Raw genomic sequence first — 15,017 nt, 5'->3', positions numbered from 1 at the left:
TGCGCCACACGGGTCGCATGTTCTTCATGAAGCCCTTCGCCGCGTGGTGCGCACTTGGACTGATCGGGATCGCGGCGCTCGCGGTCTCGATCGACGTTTCGCTTTTCGCAAGCCTGCCGGACACACCCGATGTGCCCGCCGAGACGCTCCGGCTGCTGGTCGTGGTGCAGCCGGCCGTCCTGATGGTGGTCGGCGTTGCGCTTGGCGTGGGGCTGTCACGCCGCGTCGGGCTGCGGTCATGGCTCACCGCCCGGCTGCGGGGCGAAAACGCCCGCTTCCCGTCGCCCTGGATGCCCCTCGTCGCCGGCGTGATCGGTGGCATCCTGGTGGCGCAGGGAGATCTTCTGTTCTTTCGGCTCTACGACGGGGACATGCCCGCCAATACGCTGCCCGGCCCCGCGGGGGCGGTGGCCGCGCTCTGATGTCCTTTGTCAAGTTCCAAGGCGAGCGACATCGCCGAGCGCAGGGAAGGGCCGGTCTCGAAGTGATAGCGCGCATGGGGGTGGGGACGCGGCTCGGGACGTTGGTGAACAAGCTCTGATGCGCGGGTCGGAACCGCATGTCCATGTATTCGTCCGGGGCTGGTCCTCTCTTACAACGGGCGTCGGCGTTGCCGGCCACAAAGCGCTGACGGGAATTCCCCTGTCGTTGCCGCGCCCCCGCCGCCATGCGCGATTGGACGGTCTGGTTTCTCCAGATCAGATCTCCATCGGCTCCATCCGGGCGATGGCCCACATGAAGCCGACCAGTTCCCGCGCCACCGCGGTGATGGCCACTGTGCTGCGCTTGCCCCGCGCAATCAGGGCGCGGTATCGCTTGGTCAGGCGCGCCTGCGCCTTCCATGCGGTCTCCCTGACCTCCTCAGGCATGTGCCTCGTGGCAAAGTAGGCTTTCTTCCCGACACGCGCGGGGTAGCGATACGTCCATGCGCTCTCGGCCAGCGTCCGCCGCACGCGCGCGTTGCCGGTCTTGGTGATGCCGCCGCGGCGGACGGTATCACCTGTGGAGCGTTCGGAAGGGACCAGGCCGAGATAGGCCATCAACTGCCGCGGCGACTCGAACCGGCGGATGTCACCAACCTCGACCATGAAGGTGACCGCGGCGATCAGCCCGACGCCGCGCAAGGCTTGAAGGCGGTCCACCGCCGGCGCCAGCGGCCAGTCGAGCAAGGCGTCCTCGATCGCCTTCTCCAGCCGCGCCACCCGTTCGCGGCACTGCGTTTCGGCAATGATCATCTCGTGCAGGACCGCGATCTGCGCGGGCCATGCAAGACTGAGTTCGTGAAGCCACTTGAAGTATTTCGTTCCCCAGGCCTTCTTGCCGGGATAGACCAGACCGTTCCGCAGCAGGAACGATCGGATCTCTTGGCGCTTTCGCGTCCGGTCCTTCACCGCCGCCTCTCGGGCACGCACCAGATCGCGCATCGCCTCGTGCGCCTCGTCGGGTGTCCAGATCTCCGTCAGCTCACCTGCACGGAACAGGCGCGCCAGCTTCACGGCATCGCGACGGTTCGTCTTCACCCGCTCGCCGGGCCGGCGCGGGATCAGCGACGGTGCGATAACGGCGCAGTCATGCCCGAGTGCCTCGATCTGCCGTTTCAGGCCGTAGCCGGTTGGACCGGCCTCGTAGCAGAACCGCAGGCGTACGTTTGGACGATCCAGCTTGTGAACGAACCGCCGAACGGAGGCAGCGTCCGCTCCAATCTCCCCGTAGAACCTGACTTCGCCGCTCCGGCCAGCCTCCGCAACCGCAACCGCGTGGCTGTCCTTCGACACATCCAATCCGATGAAAAGTTCGCTATTCTCCTGCATGGTTCGTCCTCCTGGCTTGAGGCCCTGCTCATCGAGCAACCCTCGTTGAAAGCTGTCAGTGTAGGGCGAACCACCCCATCACAGGCCAGCCAAAGAAGGACATACGGTCTTACATATGGCGGGATCGTCGAGGAGCTGATGCTGCGCTACGGCCTGCTGACCCTCGGGTTCTGGGTCGTCTGGAAGCTGTCGGGCGAGCGGCCGCGCGCCGGGGCGGCCTGGGCGCTCATCGCGGGGGTCGCCGTGCTTTTCGGCCTGGGGCACCTGCCCGCGATGGCCGCGACCATCCCGCTGGACATGGCGATCACACTACGTACCGTGGCGCTCAACGCCGTGCTCGGGGTTTTCTACGGCTGGCTTTACTGGCGACGCGGATTGGAGGCGGGGATGATGGCGCATGCGGCCACGCATCCGGGGCTCTGGATCGGGCTGGCGATCGGGTGAGCCGCTGGCGGCGAACCATGGCTTCGGTTCTCTACAATCCTAGAATCCTAGAATCCTAGAATCCTAGAATCCTAGAAAACTCGAGCCGCCTTCTGCACCTCGCTCAAGGCAAAAACGCTTCAGCGCGAAAGAACCTTAAGTCTTTCGCAAGGTTAATGCCGCACGGTCTCCGCAAGGAAACAGCATCCACGGAGACCACGATGACCGAAGACGAACAGATGGCGGCGTGCTTTCGCGCCCTGTCCCACCCGACGCGCGCAAGGCTGTTTCGCCTGCTCGTGACCGATCCGGCCACCGGTGCCAGCTATGGAACGCTTCAGACCGCGACCGGGCTGACCGACGCCACGCTCATCCACCACCTGCGGGAAATGGAGCGCGGGCATGTCGTCGGGCGGATCCGCAAGGGCGCCTTCGTCAGCTACCGGATCGCGCCCGCCCTCTTCACGCGGACCGTGTCGCGCGCGCTCGCGATGGCCGGGGCGGTCCGCCTGCGCGACGTGGCCTAGTGCGCCTCGGCCCAGTTCGCGCCTTGGCCCGCGTCCACGACCAGCGGCACGTCGAGCTTCACGGCAGGGTCCGTAGCCCTTTCCATCACGTCGCGGATCACCGTGACCGCGTCGTCCACCGCCCCCGCGTCGATCTCGAAGATCAGTTCGTCGTGGACCTGTAGCAGCATCTTCACCGGCAGGCGTTCGATTGCGGACGGCATGCGGATCATGGCGCGGCGGATGATGTCGGCGGCGGTGCCCTGGATCGGCGCGTTGATCGCGGCCCGGCGCGCGAAGCCCGCGTGCGGGCCCTTCGCGTTGATCTCGGGCGTGTGGATCTTGCGGCCGAACAAGGTGGAGACGTGGCCGTGTTCCTTCGCGAAGGCGACGGTTTCGTTCATGTATTCCTTGATGCCGGGGTATTTCTCGAAATACCGGTCGATGAACCCCTGCGCTTCTTTCCGTTCGATGCGCAGGTTGCGGGCCAGACCGAAGCCGGAAATCCCGTAGATCACGCCGAAGTTGATCGCCTTGGCCTGCCGGCGCACCTCGGGCGTCATCTCGTCCAGCGGCACGTCGAACATCTCGCTCGCCGTGGCGGCGTGGATGTCCTCGCCGTCGCGGAAGGCGGCCTTCATCGACTCGATCCCGGCCACGTGGGCGAGAATGCGCAGCTCGATCTGGCTGTAGTCGAGCGACACCAGCACCTTGCCCTCCGGCGCCACGAAGGCTTCGCGGATGCGCCGGCCCTCCTCGGTGCGGATCGGGATGTTCTGCAGGTTCGGGTCGGTCGAGGCCAGGCGCCCGGTCGCGGCCCCGGTCTGAAGATAGGACGTGTGCACCCGGCCCGTGTCCGGATCGATATGCGTCTGGAGCGCGTCGGTGTATGTCGACTTCAGCTTCGACAATTGCCGCCAGTCGAGCACGCGCGCGGGCAGGTCGTGCTGGGCGGCCAGGTCCTCGAGCACGTCGGCAGGTGTCGAGTACTTGCCCGACTTGCCCTTCTTGCCGCCCTCGAAGCCCATCTTCTCGAACAGGATCTCGCCCAGCTGGGCGGGCGAGCCCACGTTGAAGCTTTCCCCCGCCAGCTCGTGGATCTCCGCCTCGAGCCCGGCCATCTTCTGGGCGAAGGCGTTGGACATGCGGCTCAACGTGTCGCGGTCGACCTGCACGCCGTTCATCTCCATCGCCGCGAGCACCGGCACCAGCGGGCGCTCGAGCGTTTCGTAGACGGTCGTCACCTTCTCGCGGTGCAGGCGGGCCTTGAAGAGCTTCCACAGCCGCAGCGTGATGTCCGCGTCTTCGGCCGCGTATTTGACCGCTTCGTCGATCTTCACCTTGTCGAAGGTGATCGCGCTCTTGCCGGTGCCCAGCAGCGACTTGATCGGGATCGGGATATGGCCGAGGTAGCGCTCGGCCAGCGCGTCCATCCCGTGGTTGTGGATGCCCGAGAACATCGCGTAGGACATCAGCATCGTGTCGTCGATCGGGGCGACGTCGATGCGGTAGCGGCGGAAGATCTTGGTGTCGTACTTGGCGTTCTGGAAGATCTTGAGGATCGCGGGATCCTCGAACACCGGCTTCAGCGCGGCCAGCACGTCGTCCAGCGGCAGTTGCCCCTCGGCCAGCGCGTCGTTCTGGAACAACCCGTCGCCCTCGCCCTGTTTGTGGCCCACGGGGATGTAGCACGCCTCGCCCGGCACCACGGCCAGGCAGATGCCGGCGAGCTCCGCCTGCATTTCGTTGAGCGAATTCGTCTCGGTGTCCACCGCCACGAAGCCGTGGTCCCGGATCAGCGCAACCCACCGGTCGAGCGCCTCGGCATTGCGCACGCATTCGTATTTCTCGGGGTCGATCTCGGGCCATTCCGGCGCGGCGGCTTCCGGCGCGCTCTCACCCCCCGAGGTTTCTGGGATGTCGACGGGCTCGACACCCAGCTGGTCGGCGATGCGCTTGGACAGCGACCGGAATTCCATCGAGGCGAGGAAGGGAAGCAGCGTCTCGGGCTCCGGGTCGCGCAGCTCGAGCGTATCGAGGTCGAATTCCAGCGGCACGTGATCGTCGAGCCGTACCAGGTCCCGGCTCATCCGGATCTGGTCGGCCTTCTCGATCAGGGTCTGGCGGCGCTTGGGCTGCTTGATCTCTTCCGCACGCTCCAGAAGCGTCTCGAGATCGCCGAATTCGTTGATGAGAAGCGCGGCGGTCTTCACCCCGATGCCCGGAGCGCCGGGCACGTTGTCCACGCTGTCACCGGCCAGCGCCTGAACGTCCACGACCCGGTCGGGGCCGACACCGAACTTCTCCTCGACCCCCTCGATCCCGATCCGCTTGTTCTTCATCGCGTCGAGCATCTCGACGCCGCCGCCGACGAGTTGCATCAGGTCCTTGTCCGACGAGATGATGGTCACCCGACCGCCAAGCTCGCGCGCCTGGCGGGCATAGGTGGCGATGATGTCGTCGGCCTCGAACCCCTCCTGCTCGATGCAGGCGATGTTGAAGGCGCGGGTGGCATCGCGCGTCAGCGGAAACTGCGGGACGAGGTCCTCGGGCGCCGGGGGGCGGTTGGCCTTGTAGTCCGGGTAGATATCGTTGCGGAACGACTTGCCGGAATAGTCGAAGATGACCGCCACGTGGGTCGGCGCGTCGTCGCCCTTGGCGTCCTCGACCGACTTGAACAGCATGTTGCAGAAGCCCGCGACCGCCCCGATGGGCAGCCCGTCGGACTTGCGCGTGAGCGGCGGCAACGCGTGGTAGGCCCGGAAGATAAACGCCGAGCCGTCGATGAGGTGCAGATGGCACCCTTTGCCGAATGTCATCCTCACCCCCTGGATCGTGGACGCGTCACTGCTGGTCCGCGAAATCCTTGTGAACGTATTTCGTGTCGCAATACCCGCATTCGACGTAGCCCACGTCATCGGGGATCGTCAGCCAGACGCGCGGGTGGCCGCTGGCCGGTCCACCGCCGTCGCAGGCAATCTTCTTCTTGTCCACCACCTTGGTCTCGGGGGCCTGGGTCGTCATGGGGTCTCGCCTCGTTTCTGGTCCTGTCAAAATATCAGCGGGTGTCACGGCCACAAGGGGTCAGCGCGGCAACATCCGGCCAAGACGCCGGCCCGACAGGATATGGGTGTGAAGATGCGGCACTTCCTGGATCGCCGCCTCGCCGGAGTTCACGATCAGGCGATAACCCTGCCCGCCCGCGCCGGGGGCGAGGTCGAGCTTGTCGATCACCTGCTGGATCGTGCGCGTGTAGTCGATGATCTCGGCATCGCTCGCTTCGGCCGAGAACTGGTCCCAGGTGATGTAGGGGCCGCGCGGGATCACCAGCACGTGGACCGGGGCCTGCGGGGCGATGTCGTTGAAGGCCAGGCTGTGGTCGGTCTCCAGCACCGTGTCGTTGGGTATGTCGCCGCGCAGGATTTTCGCGAAGATGTTCTGGTCGTCGTATTCGTAGGCCATGTGATCCCTGTCAGTCGCTGAAGAAGTCTTCGGTCGTTGCGATATCCACGGCCCTTTCTTCAGGGATCGCCAGGAACTTGGCAAGGGCCTGGGCCCGCTCTTCCGCGCTCGCGTTTTCGCGCAGGACGTGCAGGTCGGCGAAGCCCTCGTCGCGGATACGATCGGATTCGTAGAAGAAGTCCTGCCGGATCGTGGGCACCAGCCGGTCGATCGCGTCCTGCGGGGTGGTCTCGCCCGCAAGTCCCACGCGCAGGGCGTGGCCCAGGATCCAGTCGTCCGAGAACTCCGTCTCGATCTCGAGAAAACGGGTGCGCGAGCGGTCGGTGTCGAAATCGCGCATGAGCTCGAGATCGCCCGGGTCCATCCCGATGGCGAGCCGGTCGGTCTGGTAGTAGTCGAACAGCATCCGCATGAGCGCGCGGCGGTGCCGGGTGCGCTTCTCGATCGAGGCCTGGATACCGCCCAGGTCGGGAAGCGGCGTCCCCTCCTCGTCGAAGAGGTAGTCGATCGCGGGGATGTTGGTCTTCTCGCGCACGAGCTGGAGCAGCCGCTTGCCCACGTGCCATTTCTTCGCGACCACGATCAGAAGCTCGCGGTCGCGCCCCAGCGTCGCCTCCGATTCCCAGAACCGCTCGCCGAAGCGCTGGCCGATCCGGCCCCGTTCCGTGAGGAACTCGAACAGGCTGCGACCTTCGTTCGAGATCTTGAAGTCGGTCCGGTCCGAGGCATAGAGCGCGCCCAGCCGGCGCTTGAGCTCTTGCGCGTCGGGGCTGATCTTGCGCGCGAACAGGTAGTCCTGCGACAGGAGCATGTCGTAGTGGTCGTTGTAGAACGTCACCGGCATTCCGTAGTCGGTGAACATCAGGAAAGTGAGCGTGCGCGACATGATTTCGGCGTCGGGAACGAGGTGGCGCACCAAAGTCTGGAAGAACGTCTCGTCCGGAATCCAGGTGGTCGAGAAAAAGCGCACCACGTCGCGCCGCTCGCGCACGAAGTCCATGATCCGCTCGATCGTGCGGCGTCGCAGGCACCACCATTGCGATCCGATCATGACCTGGATGTCGACCGGCGGCTCCCGTTCGAGCCCGAGGCGCTTCTGCAGGTTCATCGAGGCGTAGAACAGCCCCTTGTGGCTGCGCTCGTTGAACCAGTGACGCCAGATCAGGCGGTCCTCGCGCAGGCCCGTCTTGATCCAGTCGCTTTCGAAGAAGTCGAAGCTCTCGATGTAATCCACCTCGTGAGCGTCGAGGAACTCGTGCGCGTATTCGGCCGACTTGATTGCCATGCAATCGCCCGAGACCATGTAGAAATGCGTGGCGCGCGGAAACGCCTCGAGGGCCGCCTCCACGGCGCGCAGCGTGCCCTCGACCAGCGACCATTCCCCCCAGCCGCATTTGACCCGCTTCTTCGCGAAGGTGACAGAGACGTTGTCGGCCAGCGCGGCGCGGATCATCTCGTACTCCGCGCGCGGGCTGCGCGCGTCGAAATGGATCGCGATGTAATCGCCCGCGGCGGTCAGCCGCTGCGCCTGGTCGATGACGGCCTTTGGGTCCTTGTGACACAAAAGGATGAAGGCGATTTTGGCCATTGCGGTTCGCAGCTTTGTCCAAGCGGGATCTAGACATGCTTATCGTAACGAAGCATTGAAATGACAGGGTTTGTTTGCTTTTTTCGTTTCAAACAAAATGATCCCGACCGCGGGGCGCAGCTGAGGAGGCGAGCGGCACAGCATGGGCTTTCCCGGGGTTTGGATGACCGAGACCGAAAGCATGGTGTATCGGGTCGTGCCCAAATGCGCCTGCTCCACCATCGGTCAGATCATGTATTACTCCGACCACGGCAGCTTCTACGACGGCGACATCCACGACGCGCAGGACGGCATCTACAAGTGGGCGCAGGAAGAGAACCAGGACAGGATCGCCCGGAACGTGAAGGCCCACGAGAGCTTCGCCTTCACCGCCGTGCGCAACCCGTACGCGCGGATCCTGTCCTCGTTCTTCGACAAGATCTGCGGCATCCAGCGCAACGGGAACCGTTACCGCAACAACCTGGTCCCACTACTCGTCCAGAAATACGGGGTCGAGGTGGGCGACCCGGAGAACGGCTTCGAATTCGACCAGATCAAATCGTTCCGCCGGTTCCTCCTGTTCGCGCGCGACACGATCCGGTTCCGCCGCCCGATGGACCCGGACATCCATTGGTCGGCCATGTCGGGCCACATCTCGACCTTCATCCTGAACGGCGGGACCTATGACCACATCTTCTGGACCGAGGCCTTCGACGACGGGATGAAGACGGTGCTGGACCGGGTGAAGACGCCGCACGAGGTGGACCTGACGGCGATCCCGCGCTTCAACGAAAGCGCCGTTCACGGGCCCGAGCGCGCGCACCCGGTCGAGGAATACTTCGACGATCTCTCGATGCACCTGATGTGGGAAATCTACCACCGCGATTTCCGGCTCTTCAGATACGACTTCGACAACCCCGCCAACAAGCTGCCGGTGGGGGACATCGACCTCGACGAAGTCCACAAGAAGCTGGGCAGCTGACGCCCCGGCTCAGACGTCGAGACACCAGCGCATGATGGCCTTCTGGGCGTGGAGCCGGTTCTCGGCCTCGTCGAACACCACGGATTGCGGGCCGTCCATCACGCTGTCGGTGACTTCCTCGTTCCGGTGGGCCGGCAGGCAATGCATGAACAGCGCCTCCGCGCCCGCCTGGGCCATGAGCCGCTCGTTCACCTGGTAGGCGCGCAGCATGTTGTGCCGGCGTTCACGGGTCGAGGGCGCGTCGTGCATCGACACCCAGGTGTCCGTCACCACGAGGTCCGCGCCCTTCACCGCCTCGTGCGGGTCACGCTCGATCACGATGTCGGCGCCCTTGGCCCGCGCTTCCTCGACGGCTTCACGCTCGGGGTCGAGCCGTTCGGGCCCCGTGAAAGTCAGGTCGAAGCCCAGCTGCCCGGCGGCGTGGATGAAGCTCGCGCAGACGTTGTTGCCGTCGCCGACCCAGACCACCTTCTTTCCGGCGATGGGGCCGCGGTGTTCTTCGTAGGTGAGGATATCGGCCATGATCTGGCACGGGTGGGTGCGGTTGGTGAGGCCGTTGATCACGGGCACGTCGGCGAACTCGGCCAGCTCCTGGAGCGCCGATTCCTCGAACGTGCGGATCATGATCAGGTCCACGTAGCGGCTGAGCACCCGCGCGGTGTCCGGGATCGACTCCCCGTGGCCCAGCTGCATCTCGGAGCCCGAGAGCACCAGCGTCTCGCCGCCCATCTGGCGCACACCCACGTCGAAGGACACGCGGGTCCGGGTCGAGGGCTTTTCGAAGATCAGGGCCACGACCTTGCCGGCCAGCGCCTGCTCATCGTCGGGCACGCCCTTGTCCTGCCCCTTGCGGGCGGCCTTGATCCGGTGCGCCTCGTCCAGCATGCGCCGCAGGTCGGCCGGGTCGGTGGCGTTGATGTCCAGGAAATGTTTCATTTGGTCCCCTCCAGCGCGGTCGCGGCGGCGTCGATCCGGTCCGCGCCCTCGGCGATCTCTTCCTCGGTGATGTTGAGCGGCGGCAGAAGCCGCACGACGTTGTCGGCAGCGGGCACCAGGATCACATGCGCCTCATACCCGGCGGCCACCACGTCCGCGGGTGCCACTTTGCATTCGAGGCCCAGCATCATGCCGGACCCGCGCACGCCCTTGAAGATGTCCGGATGCGCGCCCACCAGGCCCTCGAGCCGTTGGCGCAGAAGCCCCGCCCGGCGGTTCACGTCGTCGAGGAAGCCGTTGCCGGTGAGGATCTCCATCACCTTCGACCCCACGGCCATTGCAAGCGGGTTGCCCCCGTAGGTCGAGCCGTGGGTGCCCACCACCATGCCGGAGGCCGCATCCTCGGTCGCCAGCACCGCCCCCAGCGGGAAGCCCCCGCCGATGCCCTTAGCCGACATCAGGATGTCGGGCGACACGCCGGCCCATTCATGGGCGAAAAGCTTGCCGGTCCGGCCCATGCCGCACTGCACCTCGTCGAAGATCAGAAGCGTCCCGGTCTCGTCGCACAGGTCGCGCAGCCCCTTGAGGCACTGGTCGGGCACCGTGCGGATGCCCCCCTCGCCCTGGATCGGTTCGATCAGGATCGCGGCGGTCTTGTCGGTGACGGCCGCGCGCAGCGCGTCATGATCACCGAAGTCGAGATGGACGAAGCCCGGCATGAGCGGCCCGAAGCCCTTGACCATCTTCTCGGCGCCCGAGGCCGCGATGGCGCCCGTCGAGCGGCCGTGGAAGCAGCCGGAGAAGGTGATGATCTCCACCCGCTCGGTGTCGCCCCGGTCGTAATGGTACTTGCGCGCCATCTTGATCGCGAGCTCGGCGCTCTCCGTGCCGGAATTGGTGAAGAACACGGTGTCGGCGAAGGAGGCATTGACCAGCTTGTCGGCCAGCTTCTTCTGCCCCGGGATCTCGTAAAGGTTGGAGACGTGCCACAGCCTGTGCGCCTGCGCGGTGAGCGCGCCGATCAGGTCCGGGTTGGCATGGCCCAGCGCGTTCACGGCGATGCCCGCGCCCAGGTCCAGGTATCGCTCGCCGCCCGCCTCGATCAGCCAGCTGCCCTCGCCCTTGACGAAGTTCAGTTTCGCGCGCGCGTAGGTCGGCAGAACGGACGGGATCATGGCAACATCCTTCGAAAAGAGGCCTTTGGGTGCCGCAAGGGCGGGCCGGTGTCAACGATTTAGGGGGGCTTGGGTGAACGGAAAAAGACGTCAGGCGCGCAGGCGGCGACGTCGACAGGCGAAAAGGCGGTTCCGTTCGATCATGCCTGCCTGTTAGCGGGGGAATGCCGGTTTGTCCATGCTCCGGACATCGACGTGCCGGAAGAGCGCGTTTCGAAGGCCCCGGAGCACGCGCAGGATGGTTGAAACACGCGCCCGGTTGCTCCATATAGCGCCCTTCACCTTGTAACCTCGCGCATGGTGGCTAGAATGCGCGCCTACGCTAAAGACGGCCCCAGCCGGGCCCACGAGGAAACGCGATGTCCTGGACTGACGAACGAGTCGAACTCCTGAAGAAGATGTGGTCCGAAGGCCAGTCGGCGAGCCAGATCGCCAAGGAACTGGGCGGCGTGACCCGCAACGCGGTGATCGGCAAGGTGCATCGTCTGGGCCTGTCGAACCGCGCTGCCGGGGGCGCCGCCACGACCGCGAAGGCGCCGGCCAAGGAAAAGCCCGCCGCCAAGCCCGCGGCCGCGAAGAAGCCCGCGCCGAAGAAGGCCGATCCCAAGCCGGAGCCGGCCCCCGAGGCCGAAGAGGCCGCGCCGGATCCGAAACCCGCCGCGCCGGCCCGCAAACAGATCATCCCGGCCGGCCAGCCGCTGCCGCCGCAGCCCAGCGCGAACGAGATTCCGGCCGAGGCGCTCAAGAAGGTGTCCGAGATCGAGAAATCCGCCAAGAAGCTGTCGCTCCTCGAACTGACCGAGCGGACCTGCAAATGGCCCATCGGCGACCCGGCGACCGAGGATTTCTGGTTCTGCGGCCTGCCGGTGCAGGCGGGCAAGCCTTACTGCGAGGCGCACGTGGGCGTGGCGTTCCAGCCGATGTCCTCGCGCCGCGACCGCAAACGCTGATCCCCCGGCCCCCGGCGCCGGCCCGCCGATCGGGCCGGGCCGCGCCGCGCATGGCCCCTTTTCCAAACGCCCGCCACAGCGTATAGCGCCCCCATGTCCGCGAACCCGCCCGATCTGCGCCCCGACCTTGCCCGTGCCCGCATCCGCGAAGAGCTGCGCCCCGGCCAGCCGAAGATCGGCATGGTCAGCCTTGGCTGCCCCAAGGCGCTGGTCGACAGCGAACGCATCCTGACGCGGCTGCGCGCGGAAGGCTACGCGATCAGCCCGGACTACAGCGGCGCAGACGCGGTGATCGTGAACACCTGCGGTTTCCTCGACAGCGCCAAGGCCGAGAGCCTGGAGGCGATCGGAGAGGCGCTGACCGAGAACGGCAAGGTGATCGTGACCGGCTGCCTTGGCGCCGAGCCGGACTACATCACCGGTGCGCATCCCACCGTGCTGGCGGTGACGGGGCCGCACCAATACGAGCAGGTGCTGGACGCGGTCCACGGCGCCGTGCCGCCCAGCCCGGACCCCTTCGTGGACCTGCTGCCGGCGCGCGGCGTGAGCCTCACCCCGCGCCATTACAGCTATCTCAAGATTTCCGAGGGCTGCAATCACGCCTGCAAGTTCTGCATCATCCCCGACATGCGCGGGAAGCTCCAGTCGCGCCCGGCCCATGCCGTGGTGCGCGAGGCGGAGAAGCTGGTCGAGGCGGGGGTGCAGGAGCTGCTCGTCATCTCGCAGGACACGTCCGCCTATGGGCTCGACCTGCGCTATGCCGAGGAGAAGGGGCACCGGGCGCATATCACCGACCTCGCCCGTGATCTCGGGAGCCTGGGCGCATGGGTGCGGCTGCACTACGTCTACCCCTACCCGCATGTGCGCGAGCTCATCCCGCTGATGGCCGAGGGGCTGGTGCTGCCCTATCTCGACATCCCGTTCCAGCACGCCGACCCCGGTGTGCTCAAGCGCATGGCGCGCCCCGCGGCGGCCGCGAAGACGCTGGACGAGATCGCCGCGTGGCGCGAGATCTGCCCGGACATCGCCCTGCGCTCGACCTTCATCGTGGGCTACCCCGGCGAGACCGAGGAGGAGTTCCAGGTCCTGCTCGACTGGCTCGACGAGGCGCAGCTCGACCGCGTCGGATGCTTCAAGTACGAGAACGTGGACGGTGCGCGGTCGAACGCCCTGCCCGACCACGTGCCCGAAGAGATCAAGGACGAGCGCTGGCACCGGTTCATGGAGAAGGCGCAGGCGATTTCCGAGGCCAAGCTCGCGGCCAAGGTAGGCAAGACCATCGAGGTCATCGTCGACGAGGTCGAGGAAGACGCCGCCACCTGCCGGACCAAGGCCGACGCGCCGGAGATCGACGGTTGCCTCTTCATCGACGAGGGGCACGAGGTGCTCACGCCCGGCCAGATCGTCACGGTCGAAGTGGACGAGGCGGGCGAATACGACCTCTGGGGGCGGCTCGTCTGAGCGACCCCGTCAGCATTCCGGCAGGTTGACCGCGATGCCGCCCTGCGAGGTTTCCTTGTAGCGCACGTCCATGTCACGGCCGGTCTGCAGCATGACCTCGATGCAATTGTCGAGCGGCAGGATGTGCTCGCCGTCCGAGCGCAGGGCCAACGACGCCGCCGACACCGCCTTGATCGCCCCCATCGCGTTGCGCTCGATGCAGGGCACCTGCACCAACCCCTTGGCCGGGTCACAGGTCATCCCGAGGTGATGTTCGAGCGCGATCTCGGCGGCATTTTCCACCTGTTCGTTCGTCCCGCCCAGGGCCGCGCAGAGACCCGCGGCGGCCATCGCCGCGGCCGAGCCGACCTCCCCCTGGCAACCCACCTCGGCGCCCGAGATCGAGGCATTGGCCTTGATCAGCCCGCCGATGGCGGCCGCCGTGAGCAGGAAATCGCGCCGTTTCTCGTCCGTCACCGCGTCGGCCATGTGATCGCGCCAGTAACGCAGGACGGCCGGCACCGTCCCGGCGGCCCCGTTGGTCGGCGCGGTGACGACACGGCCACCCGCCGCGTTCTCCTCGTTCACCGCCATCGCGTAGGCCGAGATCCAGTCGTTCACCACGTGCGGCGCGTTGCGGTTGGAGAAGCGCTGCGCGGTCAGCTCCTCATGCAGTTTGCGGGCGCGGCGTTTCACGTTGAGCCCGCCGGGCAGCACGCCATCGAGCGAGAAGCCCCGGTCGATGCACGCCATCATCGCGTCGGCCAGCGCGTCGAGCCCTTGATCGAGGTCGTCGCGACCGTGCGCCTCTTCGTTCGCGCGCTTCATCTGCGCGATGGAGAGGCCCGAGGTCCGGCCCATCTCGAGCATCTGGGCCGCCGTCCCGAAGGGATGTGGATAGCCCCGCGCGCGCTTCTGGTCGGAGAGCGACGTGTCGTGCTCGGCCTTCAGCTCGGCCTCGGTCGCCACGAAACCGCCCCCGACCGAGAAATACGGGATCGTCATGTAAGGGCGCCCGGCCGCGTCGAAGGCGCGGAAAATCATGCCATTGGCATGGTGTTCGAGCGGCGGGCCGAAGTCGAAGACAAGGTCCGTGGCAGGGTCGAAGCGCAAGGGGGGCAGGCCTTCGGGCATGAGCCGCCGTGCCTTGCCCAGCCGCGCGATGAGCGCGTCGGCCCCGTCCGGGTCCATCGTTTCGGGCCGTTCGCCGAGGAGCCCGAGGATCACGGCGCGGTCCGAATGGTGGCCCTTGCCGGTCCAGGCCAACGATCCGTGCAGGCTGATCGTAAGGGCGGCCACCTCGTCGGCCCCGGGAATCCGCTCGCCGTGGCGCAGCGCATCGAGGAAGCGGTTCGCGGCCACCATCGGGCCCATCGTGTGCGACGACGAGGGGCCGATGCCGTGTTTGAAGATGTCGAAGACCGATATGAACATGTGCCGAGCCTACGCCTTTGGCGCGCGACCGACGCCCGGGGCGCGACATTTGGAAGGCTCGAATCGACATTCGCGGATCGGGGCGCACCGGGGTGATGTCGCGGGCCTCGCGGGAGAGCCGACGGGCGCGGCGTCGGGCGACAACGGGCCGAACGCGTTTTTCACTTTTCCGGAAAACCGGAAAACTGGAAAACCGGAAAAGTGGTTTTCGGGAAAGGGCGCGTTTTCAATGCGTTGCGAAAGCCCCGCCGGCGCCAATCGTAAATGAGCCGGAAACCCGACCGACCAAGAACGACCCAAAAAGGAAGGGCGGCCCACCGGGCCGCCCGTC

General features: G+C 66.2%; 16 protein-coding genes. 8 read left to right on the top strand and 8 right to left on the bottom strand.

Going from position 1 to position 15,017, the window contains the following annotated elements:
• Positions 1-17 precede the first annotated feature (17 nt).
• Complete coding sequence (locus GQE99_RS04885) at positions 18-422, top strand: hypothetical protein (protein WP_161350473.1); 405 nt, start codon at positions 18-20, stop codon at positions 420-422.
• Between the two features lie 276 nt (positions 423-698).
• Here GQE99_RS04885 and GQE99_RS04880 read toward each other — a convergent pair whose 3' ends face one another.
• A complete protein-coding gene (locus GQE99_RS04880; protein WP_161350472.1) occupies positions 699-1,811 on the bottom strand; it encodes an IS110 family RNA-guided transposase in 1,113 nt (370 codons plus the stop codon).
• Here GQE99_RS04880 and GQE99_RS04875 point away from each other — a divergent pair.
• Together GQE99_RS04875 and GQE99_RS04870 are read left to right on the top strand one after the other, a co-directional pair.
• The gene (locus GQE99_RS04875; RefSeq protein ID WP_328794055.1) at positions 1,758-2,255 is read left to right on the top strand and encodes a CPBP family intramembrane glutamic endopeptidase; all 498 of its coding nucleotides are present in this window, start codon (positions 1,758-1,760) and stop codon (positions 2,253-2,255) included. The genes GQE99_RS04880 and GQE99_RS04875 overlap by 54 nt on opposite strands.
• 200 nt (positions 2,256-2,455) lie before the next feature.
• Positions 2,456-2,761 (top strand): ArsR/SmtB family transcription factor, encoded by a 306-nt coding sequence (locus GQE99_RS04870; RefSeq protein WP_161350469.1) that lies wholly within the window; start codon positions 2,456-2,458, stop codon positions 2,759-2,761.
• Here the strand turns inward: GQE99_RS04870 and polA are convergent.
• From polA to GQE99_RS04850, 4 genes are read right to left on the bottom strand one after another with little or no spacing between them, the layout of a single operon-like run.
• Positions 2,758-5,559: a DNA polymerase I gene (polA, locus tag GQE99_RS04865; RefSeq protein ID WP_161350467.1), complete on the bottom strand. Its 2,802-nt coding sequence runs from the start codon at positions 5,557-5,559 to the stop codon at positions 2,758-2,760. The genes GQE99_RS04870 and polA overlap by 4 nt on opposite strands.
• A gap of 25 nt (positions 5,560-5,584) precedes the next feature.
• Positions 5,585-5,764 (bottom strand): zinc-finger domain-containing protein, encoded by a 180-nt coding sequence (locus GQE99_RS04860; RefSeq protein ID WP_161350465.1) that lies wholly within the window; start codon positions 5,762-5,764, stop codon positions 5,585-5,587.
• Positions 5,765-5,824: 60 nt separating this feature from the next.
• Positions 5,825-6,202: an HIT domain-containing protein gene (locus tag GQE99_RS04855; protein WP_161350463.1), complete on the bottom strand. Its 378-nt coding sequence runs from the start codon at positions 6,200-6,202 to the stop codon at positions 5,825-5,827.
• 10 nt (positions 6,203-6,212) lie between these two features.
• A complete protein-coding gene (locus tag GQE99_RS04850; protein WP_161350461.1) occupies positions 6,213-7,790 on the bottom strand; it encodes a DUF5928 domain-containing protein in 1,578 nt (525 codons plus the stop codon).
• A gap of 142 nt (positions 7,791-7,932) precedes the next feature.
• Here GQE99_RS04850 and GQE99_RS04845 point away from each other — a divergent pair, with 142 nt between their 5' ends.
• Positions 7,933-8,751, top strand: a complete 819-nt coding sequence (locus tag GQE99_RS04845) for a sulfotransferase family protein (protein WP_161350460.1) — start codon at positions 7,933-7,935, stop codon at positions 8,749-8,751.
• A 9-nt stretch (positions 8,752-8,760) separates the two neighbouring features.
• Here GQE99_RS04845 and argF read toward each other — a convergent pair whose 3' ends face one another.
• Both argF and GQE99_RS04835 read right to left on the bottom strand, forming a co-directional pair.
• Positions 8,761-9,687 (bottom strand): ornithine carbamoyltransferase, encoded by a 927-nt coding sequence (argF, locus tag GQE99_RS04840; protein WP_161350457.1) that lies wholly within the window; start codon positions 9,685-9,687, stop codon positions 8,761-8,763.
• Positions 9,684-10,862 (bottom strand): aspartate aminotransferase family protein, encoded by a 1,179-nt coding sequence (locus GQE99_RS04835; protein WP_161350456.1) that lies wholly within the window; start codon positions 10,860-10,862, stop codon positions 9,684-9,686. Before GQE99_RS04835 ends, argF begins: the two co-directional genes overlap by 4 nt.
• Positions 10,863-10,931: 69 nt before the next feature.
• On the opposite strand from GQE99_RS04835, the gene GQE99_RS21490 reads away from it, so the two are divergent.
• From GQE99_RS21490 to rimO, 3 genes are all read left to right on the top strand, one after another.
• Positions 10,932-11,108 (top strand): hypothetical protein, encoded by a 177-nt coding sequence (locus tag GQE99_RS21490; RefSeq protein ID WP_235917115.1) that lies wholly within the window; start codon positions 10,932-10,934, stop codon positions 11,106-11,108.
• A gap of 113 nt (positions 11,109-11,221) precedes the next feature.
• Positions 11,222-11,812, top strand: coding sequence for a GcrA family cell cycle regulator (locus tag GQE99_RS04830; RefSeq protein ID WP_161350454.1), 591 nt, complete (start codon positions 11,222-11,224; stop codon positions 11,810-11,812).
• A gap of 93 nt (positions 11,813-11,905) precedes the next feature.
• A complete protein-coding gene (rimO, locus tag GQE99_RS04825) occupies positions 11,906-13,273 on the top strand; it encodes a 30S ribosomal protein S12 methylthiotransferase RimO (RefSeq protein ID WP_161350452.1) in 1,368 nt (455 codons plus the stop codon).
• 9 nt (positions 13,274-13,282) lie between these two features.
• Here rimO and GQE99_RS04820 read toward each other — a convergent pair whose 3' ends face one another.
• Complete coding sequence (locus GQE99_RS04820; RefSeq protein ID WP_161350450.1) at positions 13,283-14,686, bottom strand: L-serine ammonia-lyase; 1,404 nt, start codon at positions 14,684-14,686, stop codon at positions 13,283-13,285.
• On the opposite strand from GQE99_RS04820, the gene GQE99_RS04815 reads away from it, so the two are divergent.
• Positions 14,664-14,954: a hypothetical protein gene (locus tag GQE99_RS04815; protein WP_161350449.1), complete on the top strand. Its 291-nt coding sequence runs from the start codon at positions 14,664-14,666 to the stop codon at positions 14,952-14,954. The genes GQE99_RS04820 and GQE99_RS04815 overlap by 23 nt on opposite strands.
• Positions 14,955-15,017: the final 63 nt, after the last annotated feature.

Origin of the sequence: Maritimibacter harenae, from assembly GCF_009882975.1 — a bacterium.
Lineage (GTDB): Bacteria > Pseudomonadota > Alphaproteobacteria > Rhodobacterales > Rhodobacteraceae > Maritimibacter > Maritimibacter harenae.
The sequence above is the reverse complement of the archived record's forward strand: the minus strand, read 5'-3'. Positions and strand labels throughout refer to the sequence as shown.

Excerpts from the sequence above, each read along its gene's own strand:
- GQE99_RS04885 (WP_161350473.1), top strand. The coding sequence starts at position 18 with ATGTTCTTCATGAAGCCCTTCGCCGCGTGGTGCGCACTTGGACTGATC.
- GQE99_RS04880 (WP_161350472.1), bottom strand. The coding sequence starts at position 1,811 with ATGCAGGAGAATAGCGAACTTTTCATCGGATTGGATGTGTCGAAGGAC.
- GQE99_RS04870 (WP_161350469.1), top strand. The coding sequence starts at position 2,456 with ATGACCGAAGACGAACAGATGGCGGCGTGCTTTCGCGCCCTGTCCCAC.
- polA (WP_161350467.1), bottom strand. The coding sequence starts at position 5,559 with ATGACATTCGGCAAAGGGTGCCATCTGCACCTCATCGACGGCTCGGCG.
- GQE99_RS04860 (WP_161350465.1), bottom strand. The coding sequence starts at position 5,764 with ATGACGACCCAGGCCCCCGAGACCAAGGTGGTGGACAAGAAGAAGATT.
- GQE99_RS04855 (WP_161350463.1), bottom strand. The coding sequence starts at position 6,202 with ATGGCCTACGAATACGACGACCAGAACATCTTCGCGAAAATCCTGCGC.
- GQE99_RS04850 (WP_161350461.1), bottom strand. The coding sequence starts at position 7,790 with ATGGCCAAAATCGCCTTCATCCTTTTGTGTCACAAGGACCCAAAGGCC.
- GQE99_RS04845 (WP_161350460.1), top strand. The coding sequence starts at position 7,933 with ATGGGCTTTCCCGGGGTTTGGATGACCGAGACCGAAAGCATGGTGTAT.
- argF (WP_161350457.1), bottom strand. The coding sequence starts at position 9,687 with ATGAAACATTTCCTGGACATCAACGCCACCGACCCGGCCGACCTGCGG.
- GQE99_RS04835 (WP_161350456.1), bottom strand. The coding sequence starts at position 10,862 with ATGATCCCGTCCGTTCTGCCGACCTACGCGCGCGCGAAACTGAACTTC.
- GQE99_RS04830 (WP_161350454.1), top strand. The coding sequence starts at position 11,222 with ATGTCCTGGACTGACGAACGAGTCGAACTCCTGAAGAAGATGTGGTCC.
- rimO (WP_161350452.1), top strand. The coding sequence starts at position 11,906 with ATGTCCGCGAACCCGCCCGATCTGCGCCCCGACCTTGCCCGTGCCCGC.
- GQE99_RS04815 (WP_161350449.1), top strand. The coding sequence starts at position 14,664 with ATGTCGAAGACCGATATGAACATGTGCCGAGCCTACGCCTTTGGCGCG.
- GQE99_RS04820 (WP_161350450.1), bottom strand. The coding sequence starts at position 14,686 with ATGTTCATATCGGTCTTCGACATCTTCAAACACGGCATCGGCCCCTCG.